This is a genomic window from Hymenobacter ruber (assembly GCF_054783255.1).
Map to the genome: position 1 here is coordinate 739830 of NZ_BAAGQX010000003.1, position 26197 is coordinate 766026.

A 26197-nucleotide genomic window follows, 5' to 3' on the forward strand; every position below is an offset into this window, starting at 1 on the left:
CTCATTTTTCATTCCTCATTGTTCATTTTAAAGAATGCGGACCCTGGTTCTGGATATTGGCAATACGGCCGTGAAGGCGGGCTGCTTCGATGGCCCGCTGCTGCGCGAAATGGCGGCCGGCCTCACGCCGGCCTCGGTGCGGGAACTGGTGCAGCGCTGGCAGCCCTTGCACGTCATTGTGGCCTCGGTGGCGGAGGCGGCGGTGCTGGCCGTAGAAGAACTGCAGGATTTGGTGCCGGGCCAGGTGCTGGGTTTTAGCCCCGGCACTACACCCGTGCCGTTGCGCAATGCCTATGCCACGCCCCACACGCTGGGAGCCGACCGGCTGGCTGCCGCCGTGGGCGCGGCCGGCCTGCGCCCGGGCCAGGATACCCTCATCATCGATGCGGGCACGGCGCTGAAGTTTGACCTCGTGACGGCCGATGGTACCTATCACGGCGGCAGCATAGCGCCGGGCTTGGCCATGCGGCTGCGGGCGCTGCACACCTTCACGGGGCGGCTGCCGCTGCTGGAATTGCCCGCCGCGGATGCAACGATTCCGCTGGTGGGTGACTCCACTACCGGGAGCCTGCTGAGCGGCGTAGTGAACGGCACGGTAGCCGAAATCAACGGCTTAGTAGCTCAATATCAACAGCGATACCCCGGCATTGGGGTGTTGCTGACCGGGGGGGATGCCGCGTTTCTGGCGGCCCGGCTCCCGCCTCGTATCTTTGTAGTTCCCGAGCTGGTGCTGCTTGGTCTTAATCGGATTCTAGTTTATCATGTTGACAAATAAAGAGATGAAGCGTTTGGTGCTGGCAAGCCTGGCGGTAGCAGCGGCCGGCGGCGCACAGGCGCAGGGCCTCGGCAACTCGCCGTACTCACGCATCGGCCTGGGCGAATACAACGCCAACACCGGCGGCGTGCGCCAGATGGGCATGGGCGGCGTGGGCCTGGCCGCACCCAATTCTATCAATGTGAACGAGTTGAATCCGGCCATGCTCTACTACACGGGCCGGACCACGTTTGAGGCCGGCTACAGCGGGCAATACAAAACGGTAAAAAACGCCAGCGCCTCCAGCCGCACCGGCAACGGCACGCTGGGCTATTTTGCCATGTCGGTACCGCTGAGCTCGAGATGGGGCGCGGCCGTGGGCCTGAAACCGCTCAGCGCGGTTGACTACGAGTCGAACATCGTGAAAGACGTAACCAATACGCCTACCGGGCAGCCGGCGCAGTCGCTCACGCAGCTGAAAGGCACGGGCGGGGTTTCGGAAGCCTATTTTGGACAGGGTGTGCGTATCACCAAGGCCTTCACGCTGGGCTTCACGGCCTCGTATGTGTTTGGCGTAGTGGATGAAACCACGGGCACGACCGTAGTGGTGACCAACGGCACCAATACGCTGGAAAAGGCCGTGGACCGCCAGCACACCCGCTATTCGGACTTTGCTTTCCGGGCCGGCGCGCACTACCGCCAGAAGCTCGGCAAGAACCTCAATATGAACCTGGGCGGCGTTTACAGCTTCGCTCATAATCTCAAAGGGCAACAAACCAACACCCAGGAGCGCGAAGACACCAACGGCACTTTGGTGGGCACGTCCACGGTGGTGACCGACGGCCGGGGCAGCACGTTTGTGCCGGCGCTGGCGCAGGTTGGCATCAGCTTCGACAACGACAAGAACTATAGCCTGAACCTGGATGTGGCGCAGCAGCAATGGTCGCAGTTCCGGAGCTTCAACTCCACCGGACCGGCGCTGAGCAACACCATGCGTTTCGGCCTCGGAGGAGAAATTACCCCGGACCCGGGTTCGGTGGAGCATTACTTTCAGCGGGTAGCCTACCGGGCCGGCATTTCGCTGGCGCAATTGCCGTACCAGCCGGGTGGCAAAATGCTGTATGACCGGTCGGTGAGCTGGGGCTTTGGCTTCCCGCTGCCCACGGCCACGCCGCTTGAGGCTACTACCATCAGCCTAGCCTTCACCTACGGCGTGCGCGGCAATACGGAGCTGGTGGGCGCTACCACGGGCAGCAGCAACGTGCAGGAAAACTACATCCGCGGCCAGCTGGGCATCACGCTCAACAACCGCTGGTTTATCAAGCGCCGCCTGCAATAAGGCCGGAATTACTTAATCGATATCTAAGTGAAAGCATCGTGGCGCGTGGCAGGAGTGAGGGCAATGCTGGCCGCACTGGCCCTGGCTGGCTGCGAAAAAAAAGCCGCCACCGGCCCCCTGGAGGTCTACACCGGCCCGCTGATGGAAACCACCAACGTGTTGACGCTGGTGAGTGACTCGGCCAAGCTGAAGTTTCAGCTGACGGCTCCGCTGGAGCAGCAGTTCGAGAATGGCGACATCGTTTACCCCAAGGGCATGCTGGTTACGTTCTACTCGGCCGATGGCAAGAAGAACGTTATCAACACGCTGAAAGCGAATTACGGCAAGTCGGATAAGGCCAAAAACCTTTACATCATGCGCGGCAAGGTGCACGTCATGAATGTGCCCGAGCAGCAGAACATGGACACCGAGGAACTGTTCTTTGACAAGACCAAACAGCTGATTTACACCGATTCGGCCATGTTTGTGAAGGTAAGTACGCCCACCGAGTACCTCACGGGCTACGGCCTGAAAGCCAATCAGAATTTCTCGCGGTACAAGATTACCCGACCCACCGGCGTGTTTGCCGCGCCGCAGGCCGTGGCATCGCCACCGCCGGCCCGTTAAAACACAATCCCATGAAATTTGACAAAGACTTGCTGCGCACCGTGCTCTTCGCCGTGGGCGTGGTGGCCATGGTTATTGGCATTTACCAGACGCTGTTGTTCAACGACCTGATGCGCAACTACTGGATTTTCATGGTAGCCATGGCCTGCTGGATGCCGCTGCTCTACTGGCGGCAGCAGGAGCGGCTGGAAGCAAAAATTGCCGAGCAAAAAGCCAAGCTGGCCCAGCAGGCCCGCGCCAAAACCCCGGCCAAATCGACCAAAAAACGCCGATAGGCCAGTATTGGAACTAAATGTAGCCTTGCCAATGAGGGCAATGCAATCGGTTGGGGCGGGCTGGGTGAGGACTTTAAAAACGGTAAAACTTTGATTGCCGGTCAAATTCTGGTTATTTTGCGCCTCTTTTGACCAACACAGACTTCGATTCTTTTGACAAGTAAATGGCTTTAATTAACACGATTCGGGAAAAATCTGGCTGGGCGGTGGGTACCGTAGCCGTCGGGATGCTGCTCTTCATTGTGGGCGGCGACCTGGTGGGCGGCAAAAACCGGCTCTTCAACCGCAACGACCAGACCGTGGGCGAAGTGGCGGGCGAGAAAGTAGAGCTGGCCGATTACAACAATGCTCTGGAGCAGGCCAAGCAGGCTTTTGTGGCCCAGCAGCAGCGCCAACCCGACGAGCAAGCCCTCGGCTACCTGCGCGACCAAGCCTGGAACCAGACCATTTACCGCATGGCTTTCAAGCCGGAGTGGGACAAGCTGGGTTTGGCCGTGAGCGACGACGAGTTAGTGGACATGGTGCAGGGCGACAACATCAGCCCCGGCATCAAGCAGGCTTTCACCGACCAGAAAACGGGTCAGTTCGACAAAGCCCGCTTGGTGGAGTACCTAAAAAACCTCGACAAGCTGCCCCCCGAAAACCAGGCCGCCTGGCACAATTTCGAAGCCAACCTGCCCGCTGAGCGCCTTGCCAACAAGTACAACGCGCTGCTGAAAAACTCGGTGTATGTGACTACGGCCGAAGCCAAGCGCTTCGACGCCGCTCAGAACACCAAGGAAACGCTGAAGTACCTGTTCGTGCCCTACGGCAGCATCTCCGACTCGGCCGTGAAAGTGACCGACGAGCAGCTGCAGGCCTACCTCGACAAGAACAAAGGCAAGTACAAGGTGGAAGACGGCCGCTCGGTGGAATACATCACCGTGCCGGTAGTGGCTTCGAAAGAGGACAGCGCCGCCGTGAAAACCTCGATGGCCGAGCTGACCACGCAGTTTGCCTCGGCTCCGGTCGACTCGCTGTTTGTGATGCAGAACTCGGAACAGCCCTACAACAAGGCTTTCCGCAGCCCCGCCGATTTGCCTGAGCAGCTTCGTAAGCAGCTGCCGCTGGAGCAGGGTAAAATCTACGGCCCTTACGCTGAGAACGGCACGTATTCGCTGTACAAAGTGACGGGTACGGGCGTGGGCAAAGAGCCCGCTGCCCGCGCCAGCCACATCCTCATCAAGGCCGAAGGCACCACGCCCGAAGCCAAAGTCGCCGCGAAAGCCAAGGCGCAGGATATCCTGAACAAAATCAAGGGCGGTGCCGATTTCGCGGCCATGGCCCGCCAGTTCGGCACCGACGGTACCAAGGAGCAGGGCGGCGACCTCGGCTGGTTCGGCAAAGGCCGGATGGTACCGGAGTTCGAGAAAGCCATTTTCGGCGCTACGGCCCCCGGCCTGCTGCCCAACGTGGTAGAGACTTCGTTCGGCTACCACATCATCAAAATCACCGCTGCGCCCACCAAGCAAACCTACCAGGTGGCTGAGGTGAAGAAAACCATCGCGCCAAGCGATGCCACCCGCGAAGCTGCCTACGCCAAGGCCCAGGAGCTGAAAGGCCAGGCTACGGACCTCGCCAGCTTCCGCGCCCTGACCACTAAAGACAAGACCCTGCAGAAGCAGGAAGCCAAAAACCTGGACCGCGGTGCCCGCAGCGTGAACAACCTGCAGAACGCCCGCGAGCTGGTGCGCTGGGCCTTCGGCTTCAACCCGAACGGTACCGAAACCAAGGTGGGTGATATTTCGGAAGTGTACGAAATGGGTGACCAGTACGTCATTGCTGCCCTCACCGACGAGCGCGCTAAAGGCACCGCTACCGTGGCCAACCTGAAGCCCGAGCTGTCGGCCATGGTGCGCAACGAGGAGAAGGCCAAGCAAATCATCGCCAAGCTGCCCAAGACCGGCAGCCTGGAAGAAATGGCTACCAAATACGGCCCCACCGCTCAGGTAGGCACCGCTGAGAACGTGATTCTGGGCCAGGGCAACATTGCCAACATCGGCTTCGAGCCGCTGGCCGTGGGCAAAGCCTACGCGCTGAAGCCCGGCCAGAAATCGGCTCCGATTCAGGGCGAGCAAGGTGTGCTGGTGATTGAGCCCGTGAGCGTAGCCACGCCGCAGGTGGCCAATACCAACCTGAAAGCTGTGCAGCAGCAGCTGGCCCAGCAGCGCGCCCAGCAGCAGGATGGCAAGATTTACGAGGCCGTGAAGGCCCATGCCAACGTGAAAGACAACCGCACCAAGTTTTTCTAGGACGTCAATCCGCAAGTTTGAAAAGGGCCGTACCTTCGGGGGCGGCCCTTTTTCGTTTGTTGGAAGTGGGGTTTCGGTACCGGGCCAGCATTCTGGCATTGAACGATGCGCCCGAAGTTCTGCGTTTTGAGGCGGGCAACCGGTGGTGCTTTGCGCCCGACTATTGCTTTGTGAATCGACTATTGAAATCTATGCGTTCGCCTTCCTTCATCGTTGCCGCTGCATTACTCTTGAGCCTGCCTGCGCACGCGCAGCCCTCCAAAGGCTGGGCACCCGTGAGCAATACGGCGCTGGCGCAGGACTACGCCAGCCGGGGCGAGCACGAGAAAGTGGTTTTTCTGTTTGAAAAGCTGCCCTTAGAAGAGCAGACCAGCCTGGTGACCTTTCCGGTCTACATCGCGTCGTTGCAGGCGCTGAAGCGCTATAAGGACGCCGAAAAACTGACCAAAAAGGCTATTAAGCTGCGTCCCGAAGATGCCACGCTGGGCGTGACGCTGGGGGGGGCCTATCAGGCGGCCGGGGACAAAGCGGCGGCCGAGAAGCAGTGGCAGAAGGTGCTGGCCCAGCTCACGCCCGCGCAAGTGCAGCCGGTAGCAGCCGAGTTCAGCCGGCGGGAACTGCCCGAATGGAGCGAGCGCACCTACCTCCGCGGCCGCGCCATTGCCAAAAACGATACGGAGTACGCCCCGCAGCTCATCCAGCTCTATACCCAAGCCCAGGACCAGCCCAAGGTGCTGGCCGAAACCCTGCGCCTGATAGCCCAGGACGACAAGCAGTTGCCCTACGTGCGCAACATGCTGCAAAATGCCCTGCACGAAGAAAAAGACTTCGACGCGCTGGAAAAGCAGTTGATAACTGCCATTCAGGAGCACCCCGACCAGTCGGCCTACAGCGAGCTGCTACTGTGGCTGCAGGTGCAGCGGCGCGATTTTGGCGGGGCGTTGGTGCAGGCCCGCGCCCTGGACCGCCGCAGCCGCAGCGAGGGTGTGCGGGTGATGGAGCTGGCATCCATCGCGCAGCAGAACAAAGACTACGAAACGGCCATCGAAGGCTTTAGCTACGTAGCCAAGGAGTACCGCAACGGCCCGTACTACAACGGGGCCCGCCAGCGCCTGCTACAAGCCCGCGAGGCCCAAGTGCGCGAAACATACCCGGTGGACGTGACCAAAGTGCGCGCCCTAGTGACGGAATACGACCAGCTGCTGGCCGAGCTGGGCCGCACGCCCGATACCGCGCCCGTTATCCGCAACTTGGCCAACCTCTACGCTTTTCAGTTGAATGACCGGGCCAAGGCCATGACCTTGCTCCAGGAAGTTATCGACATGCCCCGCGCCAGCGACGAGGTGGTGGACGAGGCCAAGGTTACGCAGGGCGACTTGTACATTCTGAAAGGGGAGCCCTGGGAGGCCACGCTGCTGTATTCGCAGGTCGAGAAATCGCACAAAGACTCACCGCTGGGCTACGAGGCCAAGCTGCGCAATGCCCGGCTGAGCTACTACGCCGGCGATTTCAAGCTGGCCCAAAGCCACCTCGACATTCTCAAAGAAGCCACCACGCGCGAAATCGCCAACGATGCCATGCAGCTTTCGCTGCTGATTCAGGACAACACCGTGGAGGATACGCTGGGCCTGGGGCTTAAAGCCTACGCCGCCGTGGAGCAGCTGGTGTTTCAGAATAAAATTCCCGAAGCCATTAAAGGCTTGGATGCGCTATTGGAGCGCTTCCCCGGCCACTCGCTGGCCGATGACACGTACTACCTGAAAGCGCAGCTCCAGCGCCGCACCGGCGACTTTCCCGGGGCCATTGCTACGCTGGAGCGCATCACCGCCAACCCGAAAACCGACGTGCTGAGCGACGATGCGCTGTTCCTGCTGGCCCGTATTCAGGAGGAGGATGTGAAGGACAAGGGAAAAGCGCAGGAGCTCTACAACCAGGTAATAACCAAGTTTCCTGGCAGCATTTACGTGGCCGAAGCCCGCAAGCGCTTCCGCAAGCTGCGGGGCGATGGCGTGCAGTAGGGGCGATGCTTGTCCCCGCCCGGACGGTCGCACCGTTGCAGCGATTCCGTTCAACGACGGGTGGGGACAAGCCCCGCACCCTACCGAAAAAACACGAACATCAGCGCCAGTACCAGGATGAACACGCCGTACATCAGCACATCGGTGCCGATGTACTGGCGGTATTGACGGTAGAAATCTCGGAGCTTTTTCATGGCGCGCGGGGCTGGCAAAACGTGGGGCAAAGGTAGAGCCGTCGGCGTGGGGGAGGGGTTTGGTCGTACTTTTGGACCCATTTTGACGAAGTATCCGATGTCCGTATCCGCTGGTAAGCGCTGGAATTATATCCCCGAACCCGACCCTGCCCAGGTCCATAGCCTTACCCAGGCCCTCTTCATTGCCCCTGAGATAGCCGCCCTGCTGGTGCAGCGTGGCATTGCCACGCCCGAAGCCGCCGCCGCCTTCTTCCACCCCGACCTGCGCCAGCTGCCCAACCCGCTGCTGATGCGCGACATGGACCGCGCCGTGGCCCGCCTGGCTCACGCCCTGCAGGCCGGCGAGAAAGTGCTGGTGCTGGGCGATTACGACGTGGACGGCATCACCTCGGTGGCCACGGTAATCAGCTACCTCACGCCGTTGTTCGGGGCCGAGCGCCTGCGCGACTACATCCCCGACCGCTACACCGAGGGCTACGGCATCTCTCAAAAAGCCATTGACACGGCTGCCGACCAGGGTTTTGCCCTCATCATCGCGCTCGATTGCGGTATCAAGGCCGTGGAGCAGGTAGCCTACGCCAGCAGCCGGGGCGTCGATTTCATCATTTGCGACCACCACCTGCCTGGCGATGAACTGCCGGCCGCCGTGGCCGTGCTCGACCCCAAGCGGGCCGATTGTGAGTATCCTTACAAAGAGCTTTCGGGCTGCGGCGTGGGCTTCAAGCTGATGCAGGCTCTGGGCGAACACCTCGGCTTGCCCAAGGAGCCGCTGCACGACTTGCTGGATTTGGTGACGGTGAGCATTGCCGCCGACATCGTGCCCATCACCGGCGAAAACCGCATTCTGGCCTCCTACGGCCTGCGACGTTTCAACGAAGATGCCCATTTGCTGCGCCCCGGCCTGGCCGCCCTGCGCGAGCTGGCCACGCTGCGCGAAGGTCCATTGGGCATCAGCAGCCTGATATTTGGCTTTGCGCCGCGCATCAACGCGGCCGGGCGCATGGGCGACGCCCGCCGTGCCGTGGCCATGCTGCTGGCCCCCGACCAGCAGGAAGCCCGCTACACCGCCGAAGTGGTGGACCAGATGAATCAGCAGCGGCGCGGTTCGGACCAGCACACCACTCAGGAAGCGCTGGACATGATTGCCGGCGACCCCGTGCTGCAAAACGCCCGTGCCACTGTGCTCTACAAGGCCGACTGGCACCAGGGCGTGCTCGGCATCGTCGCCTCGCGCTGCCTCGACCAATACTACCGTCCCACCGTCATCCTCACGCAGCGCGACGGCAAGGCCACGGGCTCGGCCCGCTCCGTGGCCGGGTTCGATGTGCACGAGGCGCTGGAAGCCTGCTCCTCATTGCTCGACCAGTTTGGCGGGCACCGCGCCGCCGCCGGCCTCACCCTGAAGGTGGAAAACGTGCCCGCTTTTCAGCGTCGATTCGAGGAAGTGGTGGCCGGTACGCTCACCACCGAGCACCTGGTGCGGCCTGTGGAAATAGCCGCCGTGCTGCCCCTAAGCCGCATCACCGAAGAGTTTTTTGGCGAATTGCGGCGCATGGAGCCTTTCGGTCCCGGCAACCCCAACCCCGTCTTCGCTTCGCAGCGGCTGATTGCCGTGCCGCACAGCGCCCGGGTGGTGGGGCAGGGCCACCTCAAGCTCCGCCTAGCCTCGGCCGATGCTCAGGGGCCAGCTGTGGACGCCATTGGCTTCGGCCTGGCCGACTACCTGCCCGAGATTGAGCAAGGCCGTCCCTTCAGCGCCTGCTACACCGTGGAGCTGAATGAGTACCGCGGCCAGCGCAGCGTGCAGCTGCGTTTGCTGGACGTACGCTGGGAGTAAGGGGCCCGTTTGTCATCCTGAGCGCCGCGAAGGACCTTATCACGTCAAACTTATTTGAGCGTGATAAGGTCCTTCGCGGCGCTCAGGATGACAAACGGGCCTCAACCCTTCATCACCTTCCACACCCACCACATCAGCGGCAATTGCAGCGGCAGCCGGCCCCAGGCTACCCAGCCGGAAATATGCAGTTGCTCATGAATCAGGGCCATGTACACGTTGGCTGGGAACACGGCTACCAGCAGCGCCAGCAGGCCCCAGCCGGCCAACCGCCGCGTGCGGGCCAGCAGCAGCCCCAGCCCGCCCAGTATTTCGAAAATGCCACTCACATATATCAGCGCCAGGGGGGCTGGTAATTGGGGCGGTATGATAGCCAGGTAAGTAGCCGGATGAACAAAATGCCAGATGCCGGCCAGCACAAATAGCAAAGACAGCGCGTAGCGACTGAGGAGGCGAAGAGTCATATCCGGGTAAAAGTCGGGCAAAACTTCGGGCCGCTCAAGGCAGTTGTTTGGTGCCAAAAGCCAGAATCTTTTATTGGCTAACGGCTGTTAGGGGCGCTGGGTACTTACCGTTCACCTTGCCCGTCGTGCCCTGAGGCCGTACTTTTGCGCCATTAAATCAATTATTCCCACCCCGCCCATGCAAACCGCCACATCCTCCAATATTTACCAACTCAGCGAAGAGCAACTGGCCGTGCGCGACGCTGCCCGCGACTTCGCCCAGAGCGAGCTGTGGGCTGGTGTCATCGAGCGCGACGAGCACCAGAAATTTCCCGCCGAGCAAATCAAAAAGATGGCCGAGCTCGGCTTCATGGGCATGATGGTGAGCCCCGAGTACGGCGGCTCCGGCCTCGATACCGTGAGCTACGTGCTGGCCATGGAGGAAATCAGCAAAGTTGATGCTTCGTGCTCGGTGGTGATGAGCGTGAACAACTCGCTGGTGTGCTGGGGCCTGGAAAAGTACGGCACCGAAGAGCAGAAGCAGAAATACCTGCCCCGCCTGTGCTCGGGCGAAATCATCGGCGCCTTCGCCCTAAGCGAGCCCGAAGCCGGCTCCGACGCCACCAGCCAGCGCACCACCGCCGAAGACAAAGGCGACCACTACCTGCTGAACGGCACCAAAAACTGGATTACCAACGGCACCACGGCCTCGGTTTACCTGGTTATCGCCCAAACCCACCCCGAGCTGAAGTCGCGCGGCATCAACGTCCTCATTGTTGACAAGGACATGCCCGGCTTTATTCAGGGCCCCAAAGAGAACAAGCTCGGCATCCGCGGCTCCGACACCTGCTCGCTGATGTTCACCGACGTGAAGGTGCCCAAGGAAAACCGCATCGGCGAAGACGGTTTCGGCTTCAAGTTCGCCATGCAGGTGCTGGCTGGCGGCCGTATCGGCATAGCCTCGCAGGCCTTGGGCATTGCCTCCGGCTCGCTGGAGCTCAGCCTGAAATATGCCAAGGAGCGCAAGGCCTTTGGGGTGCCCATTGCGCAGCACCAGGCCATCCAGTTCAAACTGGCCGATATGGCTACCAACATCGACGCCGCCCGCCTGCTCTGCCTGCAAGCCGCCGCCGACAAGGACAACCACGCCGACTACGGCAAGTCGGGCGCGATGGCCAAGCTCTTCGCCTCCAAAGTTGCCATGGACTCGGCTGTAGAAGCCGTGCAGATTCATGGCGGCTACGGCTTTGTGAAAGAGTACCACGTCGAGCGCTTCATGCGCGACGCCAAGATTACCCAGATTTACGAAGGCACTTCGGAAATTCAGAAAATTGTGATTTCGCGGGATATCCTCAAGTAAGCCGGGAATTGCCTAAAATTCAGATTCATTGCACAAAACCCAGCCACTATTTGGCTGGGTTTTTAGTTTTTGTGAATTTCAAGCTGTTATATTGCATTGCGGTAGCCACCCAGTTACCTCCTCCGCACCCCTCAACGGTCTTTCAGGCCACCTGAATTATGGAAGATTACAATAAAGTCATCGAGTCGTTGGGCGTCCGCTACATCAAGGCCAAAAACCTGGTGCTGCACCAGCCCTTCACCGTGCGCAACTCCTACGATGTAGGCAACAACCTGATTCTGCTTCACAAGGGCCACATCACGTTTGGCGAAGAGGCCATGGTGGTGGAAGAAGGCGAAATGCTCTTCATCCCCGGCGGCCGGCCCACCCGCGTGAGCTACGGCGAAGACACCAAAAACCGCGTCATCACCAACGACGACCTTATCTCGAACAAGGATAAGTTCTTCCATTCCAACGACAACCTCGACCTCATCGGCGATGCCGACGAGAGCCACAGCTTCGTGAGCTTCGAGGCCAAGGTGTTCGATTCGGTGAACTTCTTCGCCTCGCTCGACGTGCCGGCCTTCCTCATTTCGGGGCAGCCCAAGCTCGCCAATCTGGTGATTAAGGTGGTGGAAGAGAGCATGCAGGACCTGCCCGGCCGCGAGCGCCTCATCAACATCTACACCGAGAACATCGTGGTGGAAGTGGTGCGCTACGTGCTGCGCAACAACATGTTTGTGGAGCAGCTGGCCACCAACAGCACCTACTTCAAAGACCCCCGCCTGATTGACCTGTTCAACTACATCAAGGAGAACTTGGGCGGCGACCTGTCGAACAAAGTCCTCTCGGGCGTAGCCAACGTGAGCGAGGACTACGTGGGCCAGTATTTCAAGATGCTGACCAACATCAATCCGCAGGATTACATCGAATACCAGCGCATGGAGCGCGCCGTGTTCCTGCTGCGCACCACCAAGAAAAGCATCCGCGACATCGGCAAGGAGGTGGGCTACAAAGACACCGCCTATTTCTGCCGCCGCTTCAAGATGATGTTCGGCATCCCGGCCGGCAAGATGCGGCGCCGCGAGTCGGCCATGAATATCTGATAGCAGGCTGTAAGTTTCTCTTAAGAGGGCCGCAACTTGATGAAAATCCGCCGTGCCCGCTTGCTGATTTATTCAGGAAGCGGGCACGTTGTTTTTGGACAACGCGGCTGTTAATGATTACGATTAAGCGGAAAAGCGCTTAGCTTTGGGCAGGCATTTCCACGGTTTTCTGTTTTCTATTTGAACCTTGGAAAAGACTGTCGACAATCGTTTCTACCCCTTTTCACCCTCGATGAAATTCTACCGTTTGTTTCGCAACGTCCTCGTTGCAGGCTTTGGCGTGGCCTTAGCCACCGCTTGCACTAAGCAAGAGCCTGGCCTGCTGCCGGCCCCGGCCAATACGCTTTCTGTCTCAGCGGCGCGTAGCTGGTATGAGGCCAGTCATCCACTAGTAAATCCAAAGGGTGCGGCTTCCGCCCAAGCCGACACGTCCATTTCCCGCCATTGGGCGTTAAACTGGGCGCGGGCCATTCCATTGCCTGGTCCAAAGCCACTGGTGCTGGTGCCATTGCAAGGCGATGCACAACGGTTTACTGGTCGGCTGGTGCAGGGCACTCGCTATCTGGTAGTAGCCCGCGATACGAATTCGCTGAAGCCTACTGGCCTTATTGTTGAGCTGCTGCTAAACCACTCGATAACCCCCGTGGACACGGCCGCACTGCTGGTTAGCTTTTACCGCAGCTATCAGGCGGCCGGTACTCCAACTGCGCCAGCGCAGGGCACTGGCTTGGTGCTATTCTATACGGATGTCTACCGGTACCGCACCGGCCGGCGCTTTGAGAACGGCATCGTGCAGCCCGGCGTGGTGCATCTGGGTTTCCGTACCCGCAAAGACCCCACGGCCGTTGGCCGTGGGAGCAAACCTGCAGGGCCGACCGGTAATTACGATTCCGTGGTCTGCACCGATTGGTATTACGTTAACGAAGATGGAAGCCGGGGCGATTACATCACCACTACCGGTGACTGCTCCGGCCCTCCCGGTAGTGGCGGTACGGGCACTGGACCCTATGGCGGCTACGGTGACGGCGGCTGGGGCGGTGAGCCTGGTGGGGGAGGCTCAAGTGACCCAAGCAGTGGTGACCCTGGCAGTGACCCTGGCCTTACTACTGGGTGCCGTGCGTGTCCTAATGGAACGACACCTACTCCTGCCTCATTCCCCACTTCAGTCATCATCAGTTCATCTGTTTCTAATGACCCAAAAGCAAAATGTGTACTAACAAAGCTTCAGGATAATAGCCAGTTTAAGGAGTTGATGACAAATTTTCAAAATTCATCTCGATATAATGTATCATTCAATATGGGCACAATAGCTAGTGGTAGTACCGGCAACTGCACATGGAATTACGCTACGTCGACTGCCACTATTCTGATTAATAAATCGGCTTTCGACTTACAGCACGCTATTTGGGGTGCTACCACGTTTTTCCACGAAACTTACCATGCCCAATTACAGCAATATGCTATAGCGACGTTTGGCACTACCGTCATCAGCAACTGGCCCAAGCCTATCAATGATATGACATTTCAGGAGTTGATAGGTTATGTAGATGCAACAGCCGGAGCAAATGCACAGTGGACAACTGCCACACACAATTACATGGCTTATAACAACAGCATAATGGCCGAGGGGCTGCGGAATTTTGTGCAGACTAACTATCCACAGACATATGCTCAGATTGGCAGTGATATCGCTAAGTACAACTATTTATCCTTGATGGGACTGGAAAACACTACGCGGTTTCGCGATGAAGTTACTAGCCAAGGTAAGGACGCGGATTACCGCCAGGCCATATCCGATTTTATTACAAGTGAGTTACCCGATTGCCTATAATATCGTCGATTGAGTTTTGCGCGAAAATTTGCATAACTAACTGGCAGACCCCTGTTTCATTCAATTTCGGTATTTATGAAATTTCTAATTAAGTTAGGTGCTTTGCTGATTTTCTTACTCGTTGCAGGCTGCGCATATGCTCGACAAGCCGGTAAAGAAGGGATTATATTTATTAGGGAGTACCGTGAGTATGGATGGAAAAAGTATGGTATAGACGGAGTAAAGCTTGTCCGGCCCATCCAAACTCTAGTGGATTTTTATTTGGTCGAATATCGACTGGATGCCACTCGCTTGACCATTACCAAATTATCATCCTCTCGCCCACCCATGCGTACGGAACTGTTCAACACCTCGCTGAGCCGTACGCAGCGGCAGACGAAAGAGAGGATACTAAGTACGGCTAATCCCAACGTCATACAGCAGCAGTGCAGTAGCAACACCGCCACAGTGGACGATGGGTTTCACCTCGATGTTACCATTACTAAGCCAAACATTAGCAAGAGCTTTAGGTGGAATGGGAACTACGTAAATGAATTGGCAGCGCTTCTGGACGTAATAAATGAAGTTTCTCCTGAGAAATACAAGTTCTACGAATCCAGTCAGAAAGAAGCGTTTAAACAATCCTTATTGCGGAATACTGACACTCCGTAGGTCTACTGACGCTTTCCGGCCGTCCGAACCAATGTGGAATTCTAGCCACAGCGGATTTTTTGTTCTTAGTTATCAGACTAAGATTTAAGCAAAAAGCCCCGCTTCGATAAGGAGCGGGGCTTTTTGCTTAGAAAACCAAAAGGCTATTCGATGCTACGAAAACCGTCGTCTTTCGAGTGGGAACGATGTTCGGAAGCCTGCGCACCGTGGTCGGTGAATGCCGAGGCGCTGGGGCTGCTCTCGCTGCGGCCGCTGCCCGAATGGATGCCAGTGTTACCGGTTGATTTGGAAGCGTTGGCATCACTGCCGTAGCTACCGCTGCTGCCGTAGCGGCTGCCGCTGTTGGCGTAGGGAGCACCGCTGTCGGAGCGGCCCAAGGTGCCAGCGGCCGGGCGGCGGCTGGTCGAAGCATCGGGGGCCTGGTAGCCGTAGCTACGGCGGCCGTAGCTGCCAGCGTCGCGCTGACGGCCGTAGTTATACGGGCTGCTCTCGCTGCTGCCGGACTTGCCCTTACGGGTAGCCAGCCAGGCAATGCCACCGGCCAGAATAGCGCCGCCCACTACCTTCTGGGTAGTGCTGAGGCCATTCACACGGTCGAGGGCGCGGTTGCCGAGGTCTTTGAGCGACTGGGGCAGCTGGTTCACGCTGTCGAGCATGCCCGAATCTTCAATCCATTTTTTGCCGCTGTTTAGGGCCGTATCGAGCAGGGTACCTTCCTGGTCGTTGGTTTGCTGGCCTTCGCCCTGGCGGCTGTCGCCGGCGTTGGCTGTGGTCTGGTTCTGGGCGTCGGGAGTAGGGGAGGAGCTTTGAGCGCTGGGCGTGGGGGCCGATTTGCGCGAAGCGGCGGAAGCGCCGCTGGAAGTGCTGGAAGTACCCGGCGTAGTGGGGTTCTGGCCGGTGCGGCCGGTATTGCCGGTATTAGCTTGGTTCGGAGTCCCGAACTGGTCTTGCTGGTTATCCATGATTATGAGCGGGAATTGGGTGGTGGAAAGAATAAGAAAATCGCCGGGCGCTGAAGCGCCGGAGGCGTGTGGGTTATTCGTAATCAGCTGCCGGTTAGTTGCAATTCGCCGGTTTTATTTTGGCTAATGCCGGCTTGGCTAGGTGATTTCAGGGCCGGGCTGGGCATGGCGGGGCAGGGGACGCAGCACATGCTTGGGGTCGGCGAGCACCACACGACGGGCTTCATCGCGGGCTTCCACTTCATACTTGTTGAGGTAGTAGCCCACGCGGGCCGATTCAATGAGGTATTTCCAGAGGAAGGGGAGCAGGCCGTGCTCTTTGTATTGGCGCAGGTGCACGGCCTCGTGGGCCACCCACTCGGCATCGGCCAGAAATTCCTCGCGGGAAGCCCCGCTCAGGTGTACCGTTTGGCCCACCACCATGGCCACGCGCTGGGCCTTGAGCACGCGCCGGGCAATGAGGGCAAGGGGGGAGTTGGTCCAGGTCCGAAGCTTTTCCATAAAAGGGGGGATATAGGAATATTTTGGTCGCGCAGATACGAAGCAAAGATGAGCTTGGTTGCAAGGTGTTCGGTTAATATTTATTGATAAAATTATCTTTTACAAAGTATTTTTGCTTTTTTTTAAGAAAAAGTGCCGGACTTACGAAAAGTTTGCCCTAGCTTTACCCTGCGACCTATTCTACGAACAATAGAAATTATCGGGTACGACTTCTTTTCACCACCTCTTCACTCGGCTACATTCAGCCTTGCCTATCGCCTAAGAAAGCTACTACTCCGGCTCTTCCGCCCTCACTTTGGAACCCGGTTTTTTGCCCCCAACCCTAACGACGGACAATGAAAAACAGCCTCCTGTATTGCCTCGCCGCTACCTCGCTGGCCCTCTCCTTCTTCTTTGAACGCGCCCCCGAAGCTTCTGCTACGGCCCGTGCCATCTCGGCACCGGTCGTGGCCGAAGCTTCGCTGCTTCCGGCCCTGACGAACGAGAGTGCTCCCGAAAGCGACCCCAGCAACCCACCGGCCACCAAACCCACCGCCGCCGAACTGGCCGCTTCCCGCGACTCGCTCACTTACCACTACTACGCTCAGACCCTGGGCCTGCACTTGGCTTTCAACGAAAACAAGGACTTGCTGCGCACGGTAACAGACTGGATTGGTGCTCCTTATAGCTACGGCAGCAACTCGCGCCGCGGCACCGATTGCTCGGGCTTTGTGACGCGGGTGTTCCACGAAGTGTACGGCATCAACCTGATTCACTCGTCGCGGGCCATGTTCAGCAACACCAAGCGCGTGGCCAAAGCCGAAATGCAGACCGGTGACCTGGTGTTCTTCCGCCGGGGCAAAGGGCCGATTTACCACGTTGGTATCTATTTGAAGGACGGTAAGTTTGCTCATTCGGCCTGCAACGGCGGCGTGATGGTGAGCTCGCTGAACCAGCCGTACTACCACCGCAATTTCTACGCTGCCGGCCGCGTGCGCGCCGCTGCTGCCGCCGATGAAGCTGCTACCGAAGCCGCCACTGAGTCAGCAATAGCCTCCGTTCAATAGCCTTCGACTCTAAACCAGAAGTTCGAAAAACGCCCGGCCTCACAGCCGGGCGTTTTTTTTGTGCCCTTCGCTGGGATATTGGCTCCATTGGCTGAGAGTTCAGTGATTACTCAGTAAGAAACAGGATACTTGTATTAAACTCATCAGGCTTTGACGAGTCTACGCTAAACCGTTGGCCCAGAAGAGGAAGAATGCCGGGCCAAGAGTCGTTTCATTGTTGCTTTTGATTACATCATTACGCCCTGCTTATGAACCGCAGACATTTCCTCCAACGAAACGCGGCTGTCTTGAATGCCCCAGCAGCGGCCGTGGCCGAGCGGCCCACCGCTGCGCAGGCCCAGCAGGACCCGCCCGAAACCGTGAGCCGCTACGCCAACAAGGCGCTGCCCACCGGCCTGGCCCGCACCACCAGCACCCTCACGCCCTACGCCGGCACCTGGGGCTATGCGCAGGCCGCGCACCTGCTGCGCCGCTGCCTGTTTGGCCCCACGCGCACGGAGATTATGACGGCGGCGGCTTCCAACCTCACGGCGGTACTCAACGGACTGCTCACGGCCCCGGCCACCGCCCCCGACCCGCCCGTAAACGTATCGGCTACCGATACCAGCGTGCCCATCGGCCAGACCTGGACGGCGCAGGTGTTCGACCAGAATTTCGAGGGCGTGCGGCGGGCTTCGCTGCGCGACTGGTGGCTGGGCCAGCTGCTGGGCCAAGGCACCACGCTGGTGGAGAAAATGACGCTGTTCTGGCACAATCACTTCGTGGTGGAGCTGGGCGACATCAATGACGCGCGCATGGGCTACGAATACTGCCGCCTGCTGCGCCAGCACGCGCTGGGCAATTTCAAGCAGCTGGCCAAGGACGTGACCGTGACGCCCGCCATGCTACGCTACCTCAATGGCAACCAGAGCATAACCGGTGCACCCAATGAGAACTACGGCCGCGAACTGCTGGAGCTGTTCACGGTGGGCAAGGGGCCGCTGATTGGCACCGGCAATTACACCAACTACACCGAGGCCGACGTGCAGGCCGCCGCCAAGGTCCTCACTGGCTGGCGTGACCTGGCCACCGTTCCTGTGGGCAGCTACTTCACCGCCAGCCGCCACGACACCACTACCAAGGTGTTTTCCTCGGCCTTCGGCAATGCCAGCATCGCCAACAGCGGCGCAACGGAATACCAGGCGCTTATCAACCTGATTTTTCAGCAGGTGGAGACGGCGCGCTTTATCGTGCGCAAGCTATACCGCTGGTTCGTGTACTACCTGATTGATACGCAGGTGGAAACGGATATCATCCGGCCGCTGGCTACCATTCTCATTAATAACAGCTTCGATATCGTGCCGGTGCTGCGGGCACTGTTCAGCTCCGAGCATTTCTTCGATACCCTGAACGTGGGCTGCCTCATCAAAAGTCCGCTTGATTTCACGGTAGGCCTGTGCCGGCAAATGGAGATGGTGTTTCCGCCGGCTACCAACGTGGCCGTGCAATACACCATGTGGGACTACCTCAATAGCCTCACCTTTGTGCAGCAGCAAACCTTGGGCGACCCGCCCAACGTGGCCGGCTGGGCCGCCTACTACCAAACGCCGCAGTACCACGAACTCTGGATAAACGCCGTGACGCTGCCGCGTCGTAACCAGGTCACGGACCTGTTCATCGGCTCAGGCTACACGCGCAGCGGGGTCAAAATTGTGATTGACGTGCTGGCGCTCACGCAGTCGTTCCCGGCCAGTACGGCAGCCGACTGTAACCTGCTGATTGCCGAGTATGTGAAGCTGATGGTGCCCATTGACCTCACTGCCAATCAAATTGCCTTTCTGAAAACTGCGCTGCTGCCGGGCTTGCCCGATTTTGAGTGGACTATAGAATGGCAGCAGTACCTGGCCGCACCCACCAACACGGCAAAAAAGGCCGCTGTCACCACCAAGCTGCAAGCCATGCTCCGCGCCCTGATGGGCCTGGCCGAATATCATTTGTCCTAACGCCAACCGATTCCCATGAAACGTCGCGAATTTCTACAGACTACGGCTGCGGCTTCGGTTGGTACTGCTTTTTTGAGCGGGCTGCCCATTGGTGCCTATGGGTATTCGGCCCAGCTGGCGGCCCTTACCAATGCCACCACAGTTACGGATAAGGTGCTGGTCATCATTCAGCTGCAAGGCGGCAATGATGGGCTGAATATGATTATCCCGCTCGACCAGTACCCGGCCCTGCTGGCGGCGCGCAGCAACATTGCCCTGCCCCAGGCGCAGGTGCTGCCGCTCACCACGGCCACCGGCATTCACCCGGCCATGGCTTCGCTCCAGAACCTGTACCAGAACGGCAAGCTGGGCGTGGTGCAGAGCGTGGGCTACCCCAACCCCAATTTCTCGCACTTCCGGGCCACCGATATCTGGACCTCGGGCTCCGACTCGAACGTAACCTGGACCACGGGCTGGGCTGGCCGCTACCTCGACGGCGAGTTTCCGGGCTTCCCCACCGGCTACCCCAGCACTACAAACCCCGACCCGCTGGCCATCAGCATTGGCTCGGTAGTGAGCAACTGCGTGCAGGGACCGACGGTGAACATGGGCATGGCCATTGCCAGTACGTCGTCTTTCTATCAATTACTTAGCGGCGGGGTCGATGCCGCGCCCAATACGCCGGCCGGGCACGAGCTGACCTTCATCCGGCAAGTGGTGAGCCAGACCCAGGTGTACACCACGGCTATTCAGGCAGCGGCCGGGCGGGCCCAGAACATCTCGCCGCTGTATCCCACGGCGGGCCAGAATTCGCTGGCTGACCAACTCAAAATAGTGGCCCAGCTGGTGGCCGGCGGCCTGAGCACGCGCATCTACGTGTGCCAGCTCGGCGGCTTCGATACGCACACGCTGCAAGTGCCCGCTACGGGCAGCACCACCGTGGGCACCCATGCCACGCTGCTGGGCAAGATTGCGGAGGCCGTGAACGCCTTCCAGGACGACCTGCGGCGGCTGGCCATCCAGGACCGGGTGGTGGGCATGACGTTCTCGGAATTCGGGCGGCGCATCCGGTCCAATTCGGGCTTCGGCACCGACCACGGGGCGGCGGCTCCGCTGCTGGTGTTCGGCACCAAGGTGAACCCCATCGTGCACGGGGCCAACCCCACGCTGCCCACCAGCGCCGGCGTCAACGACAACATTCCCATGCAGTTCGACTTCCGTAGCATCTACACCAGCATCCTGAAAGACTGGTTTCAGGTGACGCCGGCCACGCTGACGCAGCTCTTCGGGCAGTCGTTTACCTACGTGCCGGTGCTACGGCCCGGGGCCATCACGGCCACGAATTCAGCGGCTGAGGTGGCCGATTTTACGGTCTATCCCAACCCCGTGGCGCGTGACGGCCGTACTACCGTGGCCTACGAAAGCGCCGGCGGCCACGTCCAGATTGTGGTGCTCGATGCGCTGGGCCGCGAAGTGCGCCGCGCCGTGGACCAGGTACTGCCCCGCGGCCCGCAGCAGCTGCCCGTGGACCTGAACGGGCTGGCCCCCGGAGCCTACTACTGCCAGGTGCGCGAAGACCGGCGCACCGGCTCGCGCATTGTCGTGGTGGAGTAAGATTGAGAAATGTTAACAATGTCTGTCAATAAATATTGTTGACAATGAGTTGCTTAACTGCTGTTATTGTGAACTGATTCGGTTGGAAAACGTAAAAAAGGCAGCCCTGCTCCTGCCTTTTCCGTACAGCGAATCCGGGGCGGTAATTGCCCTCTTTCACCTCTCCCTTCTCAATACCAGCTTTATGGAAGCGCAAATCGAAAAACAACTCGAAGACATCCTGCCCGAAGACCTTGCCCGTACTTTCGAGAGTGCCTACCACGTATTTCAGGGCAAGACCGAGCACGTAGATGACCTGCTGAAAAACGGCGGCGTGCTGCTGCGCAAAGCCGCCCAGCGCTTCACCCCCACGCAAATGGTGCTCGGCATTGCCGCCATCGCGGCCGTGACGGTAGTGCTCATCAACCGCGCCAACCACGACTAAATGCTTGCCAGCTTTCTGCTGTAAAACAGTGGATTGCCAACGCAACACAGAAAAGGCGGCCTTCTACGGAGGGCCGCCTTTTCTGTATGCTTAAGATGCTGACTCTCGAAGAAAAAGCTGATTAGCGAATATCAATCAAGACCGGTATGGCGAGGCGGACGGCCACCGGCTGGCCGTTGTGGCGGCCGGGCTCGAAGCGCGGCAGGCGCAGGGCCGCCGCCAGCACGGCCTCATCCATCACACTGTTGATAGGCTTGAGCATGACCGGACGCGTAACGCGGCCATCGGGCTCCACCACGAAGCTGACCTCACCCTCGCCGCTGCTGGCGCGCTCGGGGTATTCAATCAACTCCTGTAGGGCAGCTTGCAGGCCGTCGGGGCCGCTGCGGCCGGGCAGCGCGGGCATTTGCTCGACCTGGCTGTAAATCTGGTTTTCGGGCACCGGTGCGGCCTGGCCAGTGGGAGGCGCGGGCGGGCTAAACCAGATGTTGACTATTTGGTACATGGCCACGGGCTGGTCGTCGTAGCCCAGGGCAGGCTGCCAGCGCGGGAAGCCGCGCACAAGGCGCAGAGCTTCGTCGTCACAGCTGGAGCAGAGAGAGTTGATGATTTCGCTAGCGCCCACGCGGCCGTCGGGCTTCAGCACAAAGCGCACCACGACGCGGCCTTTGAGGTCGCGCTGCTTCACTTCGGCGGGCGTGGCTTTGTTCTTTTGCAGGTACTGCTCCAGAGCCGCATCGCCGCCGGGAAACTGGGCCAGCCGGGCCACTTCCGTACTGGCAAACACGTGGCGCGGCGACAGAAACATGACCGGCACCGTGAGCAGCACCGCCACTGGCTGGCCCTGGTAGCGGCCCGGCAGTAAGCGCGGCATGCGCTTCACGGCGGCTAGGGCCGCGGCATCGCAGGCGGGGCTGAGGGATTGGACCACGGCCGCCTGCCGGGCCACGCCGCTCACCCCCACTACCACGCGCACGAACACGCGGCCTTCGGTGTGGCCCTCGCGCACTTCCACTGGAATTTGCAGGTGTTTCTGAACGGCCTTCACCAGCGCCAAATTGCCGCCTCCGCCGGGCAGGGTCGGCATCTGGTCTACGTAGTTGAATATCTGGGTGGTATCGGTGGCGTACTGACCGTAGTATTGAGCGGCGGCGGGGTGGGTGGCTGCGAGTAGTAGCGCGAGCAGCCACAGCGTCCAAAGCCACTTCGGATGCTGGCTATCAGAGTCAATTGATTGGAAGGCGCGGGAATTCATACCGCAAATTTATTGGCGGGTGCGAACTGCGGAAAATCATTGGGAACGAACTGAGTGCCCGAACTCAAGCGGAATTTTAACTGACCGCAGCTTACTTCGCTTGCAGCGTCCAAGCCGTAGCCACCCGCGCGTTCGGCTCCTGCGCACTACGCAGAAACACCAGCTCATCGAGCTGGCCCACGCGCCAGGTTTCCAGTAGGTTGCTGTAGAAGGGCGAGCCGGGGTTGCCGCTCTGGCCGCCGGGGTACACGCCATAGGCGCGCACCTGCGGGCCCAGCGCGACTACCATGCGCCAGCTGGGGCCGTTGCGCTCATTGGTGGCGTTCACGATGCCGGAGCCGCCGCCGCAGTCCACGTCCATCTGCCCGAAGCCGGGGAGTTTGAGCAAGTGCAGGATGTCGGTGCTTTTCTGGCTGGCCCAACGCCATTTGGGGCCTTGCGCGCCGTACTTGCGGGTGAGGCTGTCCACGGCCCAGCGCAGGCTTTGGCGGGCCAGCAGGGGTAGGGTTTCGCGGGCGCGGGTGCGTCGGTCGTCAATCCAACGGCTGCTGTACTCCTTCAGAATCAGGTTGTTGGTGCGGTCGCGGGCGGGGTAGCGGTAGGCCGGGCCTTTCGGGTCGGTGGGGAAATCATCGTCCCAGAGGCGCTTCACCAGATTGTCGTACCACAGCTCAAACAGGCTGGGGCCGACGGCATCAGCCGTGTACTGGTAGTTCCAGGCGCGCAGGGTGCTTAGGGCCTGGCCCTCGGGCGTGGCGGCGGGTTGCGCGCCGGCCAGCGCCAGCATGCGCGGCAGCATCAGCTGGGCATTCAGGCCGAGCACGTCATTCTGGAGCAGGCGCAGGCTATCGGCCGTCACCATCGGCATCTGGCCGAGACGCTGGTTGATGCGCCGACCGCGCTCCGACGAGCCATAATCCCAGTTCATATAATAAGGATAGTCCTGCGGCCGCACCGATGATTGGTTGGCCGACGACACAAAGCCCCGGGCCGGGTTCTTCGCGTGCGGGTTCTGGGCGGCCGGAATCCAGCCCTGCCAGTCCTGAGCCGGGTCGCGGCCATCAAGCAGGTACTTGCCCTGCTCGTGCCATTTGAGCGGCAGGTGGCCGTTGGGCCAGATGGCAATGTCCTGGCCGGCATCGGCAAACACGAAGTTCTGAGCCGGCGCACCGTAGCTAGCCAGCGCGGCCGTGTAGTCGGCGTAGGTGCGGGCGCGGTTGAGCTGGTAAAACGTCCTGAACTCGTTGGCCGCGTCGTGGGCCGTCCAGCGGGCCGCGTAGCCGATAGGAGTCTGCGGCAGGAAGGGTTTCTCAGCGCGGTCGTACACCACCGGGCCGTGGTGGGTGTATAATACGGTATCGAGGCGGTCGGCCTGCCCGCGCACTTTGATGTGCTCCACCACGCGGCGCACCGGCTTCCAGCGGCCGGCGTGCCAGTATTCCAGCTTGCGGGCGTCCCGAAACTGCACCTGGTACCAGTCCAGCACGTCGGCGTATGTATTGGTCACGCCCCAGGCCACCTGCTCATTAAAGCCGATGATGGCTAGCGGAGCACCCGGAATGCTCACGCCGTACACGTTCACGCCCGGCGCGGTCATTTGAACCTGGTACCAGATGCTGGGCAGGTTGAGCTGCAGGTGCGGGTCGTTGGCCAGCATTGGGAAGCCGGTGGCCGAGCGCGCCCCGCTTACTGCGAAGTTGTTGGAACCCAGGTCGCGCGAGGGCTCCTGGGTGGGCGCATACGGCGCTTCAGCCGCCACAAAAGCTGGCGGCACGGGCGGCGTGGCCAGCGGCTTAAAATCCAGTGGCGTGCCAGCTGGAATCACCGGGTCTTCGCGGGTCGGGTAGTCCGGGAACAGGTCGCGCATTACCGCCGGACCGTACTCGCGCAAGGCGTTGCTCATGCGCAAATCGTCGGAACGGCCGGTGAGGTCGAAGGCCATGTATTTGAGGATGAGGGCACTTTTCAACGGCTCCCATGGCTCGGGCGCGTAGTCGAGTAGCTTGTATTCAAATGGATAGGTGGCAGGCGTGAGGCTGTTGATGTAGGCGTTGATTCCATCGGAATAGGCCTGCGCCACCATGCGGGTCACCGGGTCGGCCAGTACGACAGCTACTGATTTCTGCGCCCCGAAGCCCAGGCCCATACGCCGGAAAAACCGGTCCGTCTCCAGTCGCTCCGGCCCCACGATTTCGGCCAGCCGCCCGGCCGCTACGTGCGCCACGAAATCCATCTGCCAGAGCCGGTCGCGGGCCGTGAGGTAGCCCTGGGCCAGGTACAGGTCGTGGTCGTTTTGGGCGAAGATGTGGGGCACGCGGCGGTCGTCGTAGCGCACCGTCACGGGTTGTTGCAGGCCCGCGATGGCCAGCTTCTGCTGGGCCGGGAAGTCTTCGGGCCGCTCGCCGTTTAGCCAGAAGCCCCGATACGGGCTCAGCAGCTTGCCGAATGGCGGCACGTTGCCCTGCTTGGTATTCAGCACCCAAACGAGGGTGAGGCACGCGGCCAGAGCCAGTATGGCTTTTATCATGGCAGATAATGAGTTGGATTTCCGGGCGCAAGCTACTGCCCGCAGCCGCAGCGCGGCGGCATATCGGTAGCAATCAGGGAAGATGAAATAGCAAAAACCCCGGCGGGGCGACACTCGTCAGACGAATGTCGCCCCGCCGGGGCTTTGAAATGATTGGAATCGGTACTACTACCGATACGTCGCCATGCTACGGCTGCTCTATCCTTATCGAAGTGCGACTTCGCGCACCAACCCGCCAATGCCCCAAACCAGCAATTGCTGGCGCACGGCCTCCGCCTCGGGGCGCTCGCCAAACTGACCCACGAGCACGCGGCTGCGCTGGCGGCCATCGAGCAAATCCTGGGAAATGGTCACGTTGAGCTCAGGCATCAGCGACTTGATGCGAGCCTGCACCGTCTGGGCATTGGCGGCATCGATGAAAGAGCCCGCCTGGATGAGGAAACCCGCCGGACAGTTCACCGATTCGGTAGAACTGATAACCTCGGCTTTGGTGCTGGTCGAAGCGGCGATAAGTGTGGCCGTAGCGGCGACCCGGGCTGCCGAATCAGCGGGGCTGATGAGAGCATCCGGGGCTACCGTGTAGGTCGTGAACGCGGCTTCGGGGTTGGGGTCGGCGGCGAAGAGGGCGGCCAGGTTTTCGGGGGTAGAGGCGGGGCCGAGGGGCGTTTCGGGGGCTACTACTTCGGCTACCACGGTCGCGGCGCCGCAATCAACCACGCCCAGGGGCTTGGCGGCGGCTTCCGATAAATCGAGGATGCGCTGGTGGCGGAACGGGCCACGGTCGGTAACGCGCACAATGACCGATTTGCCGTTCTTCACATTCGTAACCCGCAGGCGGGTGCCGAAGGGCAGGGTTTTGTGGGCGCAGGTGTATTTAAAGCGGTTGTAACGCTCGCCGCTGGTGGTGCGCCGGCCTTGGAAGTAACTGCCATACCAGGAGGCCCGGCCGCGCAACACCGTGGTGGCGGTGCTAGTGGCGGGAACTGCTTTGGTGGTACCGGGAGCGGTGCGCGCCGAAGCGCCCAGCAAAGTCAGCAGAAAAAAGAAGCAACTGGAGAGGACGAGTACTTGTAGGCGGCGAAATAAAATCATGCGATTTGCAGATGGTGAGCAGGACAAACATAGACCCATCCATTTGAGCAATGCTAAAAATCCGCTGACCTCTACTAACCGAATTAGGCTAAAAATTGTCCTTTATCCAGAAAACTTGCATTTAATTAATCTTC

At 59.9% G+C, this 26197-nt stretch carries 21 protein-coding genes; 15 read left to right on the forward strand and 6 right to left on the reverse strand.

The window, feature by feature from the left end; all coding sequences use genetic code 11:
* Positions 1-34: 34 nt before the first annotated feature.
* From ACYVM5_RS10040 to recJ, 7 genes are all read left to right on the forward strand, one after another.
* Positions 35-775 (forward strand): type III pantothenate kinase, encoded by a 741-nt coding sequence (locus ACYVM5_RS10040; protein WP_460617991.1) that lies wholly within the window; start codon positions 35-37, stop codon positions 773-775.
* The gene (locus tag ACYVM5_RS10045) at positions 762-2093 is read left to right on the forward strand and encodes a hypothetical protein (protein ID WP_460617992.1); all 1332 of its coding nucleotides are present in this window, start codon (positions 762-764) and stop codon (positions 2091-2093) included. The genes ACYVM5_RS10040 and ACYVM5_RS10045 overlap by 14 nt, the downstream gene beginning before the upstream one ends.
* A gap of 27 nt (positions 2094-2120) precedes the next feature.
* Positions 2121-2699: an LPS export ABC transporter periplasmic protein LptC gene (gene lptC, locus ACYVM5_RS10050; RefSeq protein ID WP_460617993.1), complete on the forward strand. Its 579-nt coding sequence runs from the start codon at positions 2121-2123 to the stop codon at positions 2697-2699.
* An 11-nt stretch (positions 2700-2710) separates the two neighbouring features.
* Positions 2711-2974, forward strand: coding sequence for a hypothetical protein (locus ACYVM5_RS10055; RefSeq protein ID WP_342296033.1), 264 nt, complete (start codon positions 2711-2713; stop codon positions 2972-2974).
* Positions 2975-3138: 164 nt separating this feature from the next.
* Complete coding sequence (locus ACYVM5_RS10060; RefSeq protein ID WP_460617994.1) at positions 3139-5265, forward strand: peptidylprolyl isomerase; 2127 nt, start codon at positions 3139-3141, stop codon at positions 5263-5265.
* 191 nt (positions 5266-5456) lie between these two features.
* Positions 5457-7283, forward strand: a complete 1827-nt coding sequence (locus ACYVM5_RS10065) for a tetratricopeptide repeat protein (RefSeq protein WP_460617995.1) — start codon at positions 5457-5459, stop codon at positions 7281-7283.
* 291 nt (positions 7284-7574) lie between these two features.
* Positions 7575-9314: a single-stranded-DNA-specific exonuclease RecJ gene (recJ, locus tag ACYVM5_RS10070; protein WP_460617996.1), complete on the forward strand. Its 1740-nt coding sequence runs from the start codon at positions 7575-7577 to the stop codon at positions 9312-9314.
* A gap of 101 nt (positions 9315-9415) precedes the next feature.
* Here the strand turns inward: recJ and ACYVM5_RS10075 are convergent, their stop codons facing one another.
* The gene (locus tag ACYVM5_RS10075) at positions 9416-9775 is read right to left on the reverse strand and encodes a DoxX family protein (protein WP_460617997.1); all 360 of its coding nucleotides are present in this window, start codon (positions 9773-9775) and stop codon (positions 9416-9418) included.
* A gap of 178 nt (positions 9776-9953) precedes the next feature.
* Here ACYVM5_RS10075 and ACYVM5_RS10080 point away from each other — a divergent pair, with 178 nt between their 5' ends.
* The 4 genes from ACYVM5_RS10080 to ACYVM5_RS10095 all read left to right on the forward strand — a co-directional run bounded on the left by ACYVM5_RS10080 (position 9954) and on the right by ACYVM5_RS10095 (position 14681).
* Complete coding sequence (locus ACYVM5_RS10080; protein ID WP_460617998.1) at positions 9954-11114, forward strand: acyl-CoA dehydrogenase; 1161 nt, start codon at positions 9954-9956, stop codon at positions 11112-11114.
* 158 nt (positions 11115-11272) lie between these two features.
* Positions 11273-12199: a helix-turn-helix domain-containing protein gene (locus tag ACYVM5_RS10085; RefSeq protein ID WP_198069593.1), complete on the forward strand. Its 927-nt coding sequence runs from the start codon at positions 11273-11275 to the stop codon at positions 12197-12199.
* A gap of 187 nt (positions 12200-12386) precedes the next feature.
* Entirely contained in the window at positions 12387-14030 is a 1644-nt protein-coding gene (locus ACYVM5_RS10090; protein ID WP_460617999.1) for a hypothetical protein, read from the forward strand.
* 75 nt (positions 14031-14105) lie between these two features.
* A complete protein-coding gene (locus ACYVM5_RS10095) occupies positions 14106-14681 on the forward strand; it encodes a hypothetical protein (RefSeq protein ID WP_460618001.1) in 576 nt (191 codons plus the stop codon).
* A gap of 143 nt (positions 14682-14824) precedes the next feature.
* Here ACYVM5_RS10095 and ACYVM5_RS10100 read toward each other — a convergent pair whose 3' ends face one another.
* Both ACYVM5_RS10100 and ACYVM5_RS10105 read right to left on the reverse strand, forming a co-directional pair.
* Positions 14825-15643: a hypothetical protein gene (locus ACYVM5_RS10100; protein ID WP_460618002.1), complete on the reverse strand. Its 819-nt coding sequence runs from the start codon at positions 15641-15643 to the stop codon at positions 14825-14827.
* Between the two features lie 138 nt (positions 15644-15781).
* Complete coding sequence (locus tag ACYVM5_RS10105) at positions 15782-16144, reverse strand: hypothetical protein (RefSeq protein WP_460618003.1); 363 nt, start codon at positions 16142-16144, stop codon at positions 15782-15784.
* Positions 16145-16479: 335 nt separating this feature from the next.
* Between ACYVM5_RS10105 and ACYVM5_RS10110 the strand changes: the two genes are divergently transcribed.
* The 4 genes from ACYVM5_RS10110 to ACYVM5_RS10125 all read left to right on the forward strand — a co-directional run bounded on the left by ACYVM5_RS10110 (position 16480) and on the right by ACYVM5_RS10125 (position 21189).
* Complete coding sequence (locus tag ACYVM5_RS10110; protein WP_460618004.1) at positions 16480-17190, forward strand: C40 family peptidase; 711 nt, start codon at positions 16480-16482, stop codon at positions 17188-17190.
* A gap of 248 nt (positions 17191-17438) precedes the next feature.
* Positions 17439-19172: a DUF1800 domain-containing protein gene (locus ACYVM5_RS10115; RefSeq protein WP_460618005.1), complete on the forward strand. Its 1734-nt coding sequence runs from the start codon at positions 17439-17441 to the stop codon at positions 19170-19172.
* Between the two features lie 15 nt (positions 19173-19187).
* Positions 19188-20765, forward strand: a complete 1578-nt coding sequence (locus tag ACYVM5_RS10120) for a DUF1501 domain-containing protein (protein WP_460618006.1) — start codon at positions 19188-19190, stop codon at positions 20763-20765.
* A 184-nt stretch (positions 20766-20949) separates the two neighbouring features.
* The gene (locus ACYVM5_RS10125; protein ID WP_198069599.1) at positions 20950-21189 is read left to right on the forward strand and encodes a hypothetical protein; all 240 of its coding nucleotides are present in this window, start codon (positions 20950-20952) and stop codon (positions 21187-21189) included.
* A gap of 121 nt (positions 21190-21310) precedes the next feature.
* On the opposite strand, the gene ACYVM5_RS10130 is transcribed toward ACYVM5_RS10125, so the two are convergent.
* The 3 genes from ACYVM5_RS10130 to ACYVM5_RS10140 form a co-directional block, all read right to left on the reverse strand.
* A complete protein-coding gene (locus tag ACYVM5_RS10130) occupies positions 21311-22444 on the reverse strand; it encodes a TonB C-terminal domain-containing protein (RefSeq protein WP_460618007.1) in 1134 nt (377 codons plus the stop codon).
* Positions 22445-22535: 91 nt separating this feature from the next.
* Positions 22536-24971, reverse strand: a complete 2436-nt coding sequence (locus tag ACYVM5_RS10135; RefSeq protein WP_460618008.1) for a penicillin acylase family protein — start codon at positions 24969-24971, stop codon at positions 22536-22538.
* A 204-nt stretch (positions 24972-25175) separates the two neighbouring features.
* The gene (locus tag ACYVM5_RS10140) at positions 25176-26063 is read right to left on the reverse strand and encodes a septal ring lytic transglycosylase RlpA family protein (protein WP_460618009.1); all 888 of its coding nucleotides are present in this window, start codon (positions 26061-26063) and stop codon (positions 25176-25178) included.
* Between the last annotated feature and the right edge of the window lie 134 nt (positions 26064-26197).

What these genes read in the sequence shown, in the direction of transcription:
- ACYVM5_RS10040 (WP_460617991.1), top strand. Translation starts at nt 35, where the DNA reads ATGCGGACCCTGGTTCTGGATATTGGCAATACGGCCGTGAAGGCGGGC.
- ACYVM5_RS10045 (WP_460617992.1), top strand. Translation starts at nt 762, where the DNA reads ATGTTGACAAATAAAGAGATGAAGCGTTTGGTGCTGGCAAGCCTGGCG.
- ACYVM5_RS10055 (WP_342296033.1), top strand. Translation starts at nt 2,711, where the DNA reads ATGAAATTTGACAAAGACTTGCTGCGCACCGTGCTCTTCGCCGTGGGC.
- ACYVM5_RS10060 (WP_460617994.1), top strand. Translation starts at nt 3,139, where the DNA reads ATGGCTTTAATTAACACGATTCGGGAAAAATCTGGCTGGGCGGTGGGT.
- ACYVM5_RS10065 (WP_460617995.1), top strand. Translation starts at nt 5,457, where the DNA reads ATGCGTTCGCCTTCCTTCATCGTTGCCGCTGCATTACTCTTGAGCCTG.
- recJ (WP_460617996.1), top strand. Translation starts at nt 7,575, where the DNA reads ATGTCCGTATCCGCTGGTAAGCGCTGGAATTATATCCCCGAACCCGAC.
- ACYVM5_RS10075 (WP_460617997.1), bottom strand. Translation starts at nt 9,775, where the DNA reads ATGACTCTTCGCCTCCTCAGTCGCTACGCGCTGTCTTTGCTATTTGTG.
- ACYVM5_RS10080 (WP_460617998.1), top strand. Translation starts at nt 9,954, where the DNA reads ATGCAAACCGCCACATCCTCCAATATTTACCAACTCAGCGAAGAGCAA.
- ACYVM5_RS10085 (WP_198069593.1), top strand. Translation starts at nt 11,273, where the DNA reads ATGGAAGATTACAATAAAGTCATCGAGTCGTTGGGCGTCCGCTACATC.
- ACYVM5_RS10095 (WP_460618001.1), top strand. Translation starts at nt 14,106, where the DNA reads ATGAAATTTCTAATTAAGTTAGGTGCTTTGCTGATTTTCTTACTCGTT.
- ACYVM5_RS10100 (WP_460618002.1), bottom strand. Translation starts at nt 15,643, where the DNA reads ATGGATAACCAGCAAGACCAGTTCGGGACTCCGAACCAAGCTAATACC.
- ACYVM5_RS10105 (WP_460618003.1), bottom strand. Translation starts at nt 16,144, where the DNA reads ATGGAAAAGCTTCGGACCTGGACCAACTCCCCCCTTGCCCTCATTGCC.
- ACYVM5_RS10110 (WP_460618004.1), top strand. Translation starts at nt 16,480, where the DNA reads ATGAAAAACAGCCTCCTGTATTGCCTCGCCGCTACCTCGCTGGCCCTC.
- ACYVM5_RS10115 (WP_460618005.1), top strand. Translation starts at nt 17,439, where the DNA reads ATGAACCGCAGACATTTCCTCCAACGAAACGCGGCTGTCTTGAATGCC.
- ACYVM5_RS10120 (WP_460618006.1), top strand. Translation starts at nt 19,188, where the DNA reads ATGAAACGTCGCGAATTTCTACAGACTACGGCTGCGGCTTCGGTTGGT.
- ACYVM5_RS10125 (WP_198069599.1), top strand. Translation starts at nt 20,950, where the DNA reads ATGGAAGCGCAAATCGAAAAACAACTCGAAGACATCCTGCCCGAAGAC.
- ACYVM5_RS10130 (WP_460618007.1), bottom strand. Translation starts at nt 22,444, where the DNA reads ATGAATTCCCGCGCCTTCCAATCAATTGACTCTGATAGCCAGCATCCG.
- ACYVM5_RS10135 (WP_460618008.1), bottom strand. Translation starts at nt 24,971, where the DNA reads ATGATAAAAGCCATACTGGCTCTGGCCGCGTGCCTCACCCTCGTTTGG.
- ACYVM5_RS10140 (WP_460618009.1), bottom strand. Translation starts at nt 26,063, where the DNA reads ATGATTTTATTTCGCCGCCTACAAGTACTCGTCCTCTCCAGTTGCTTC.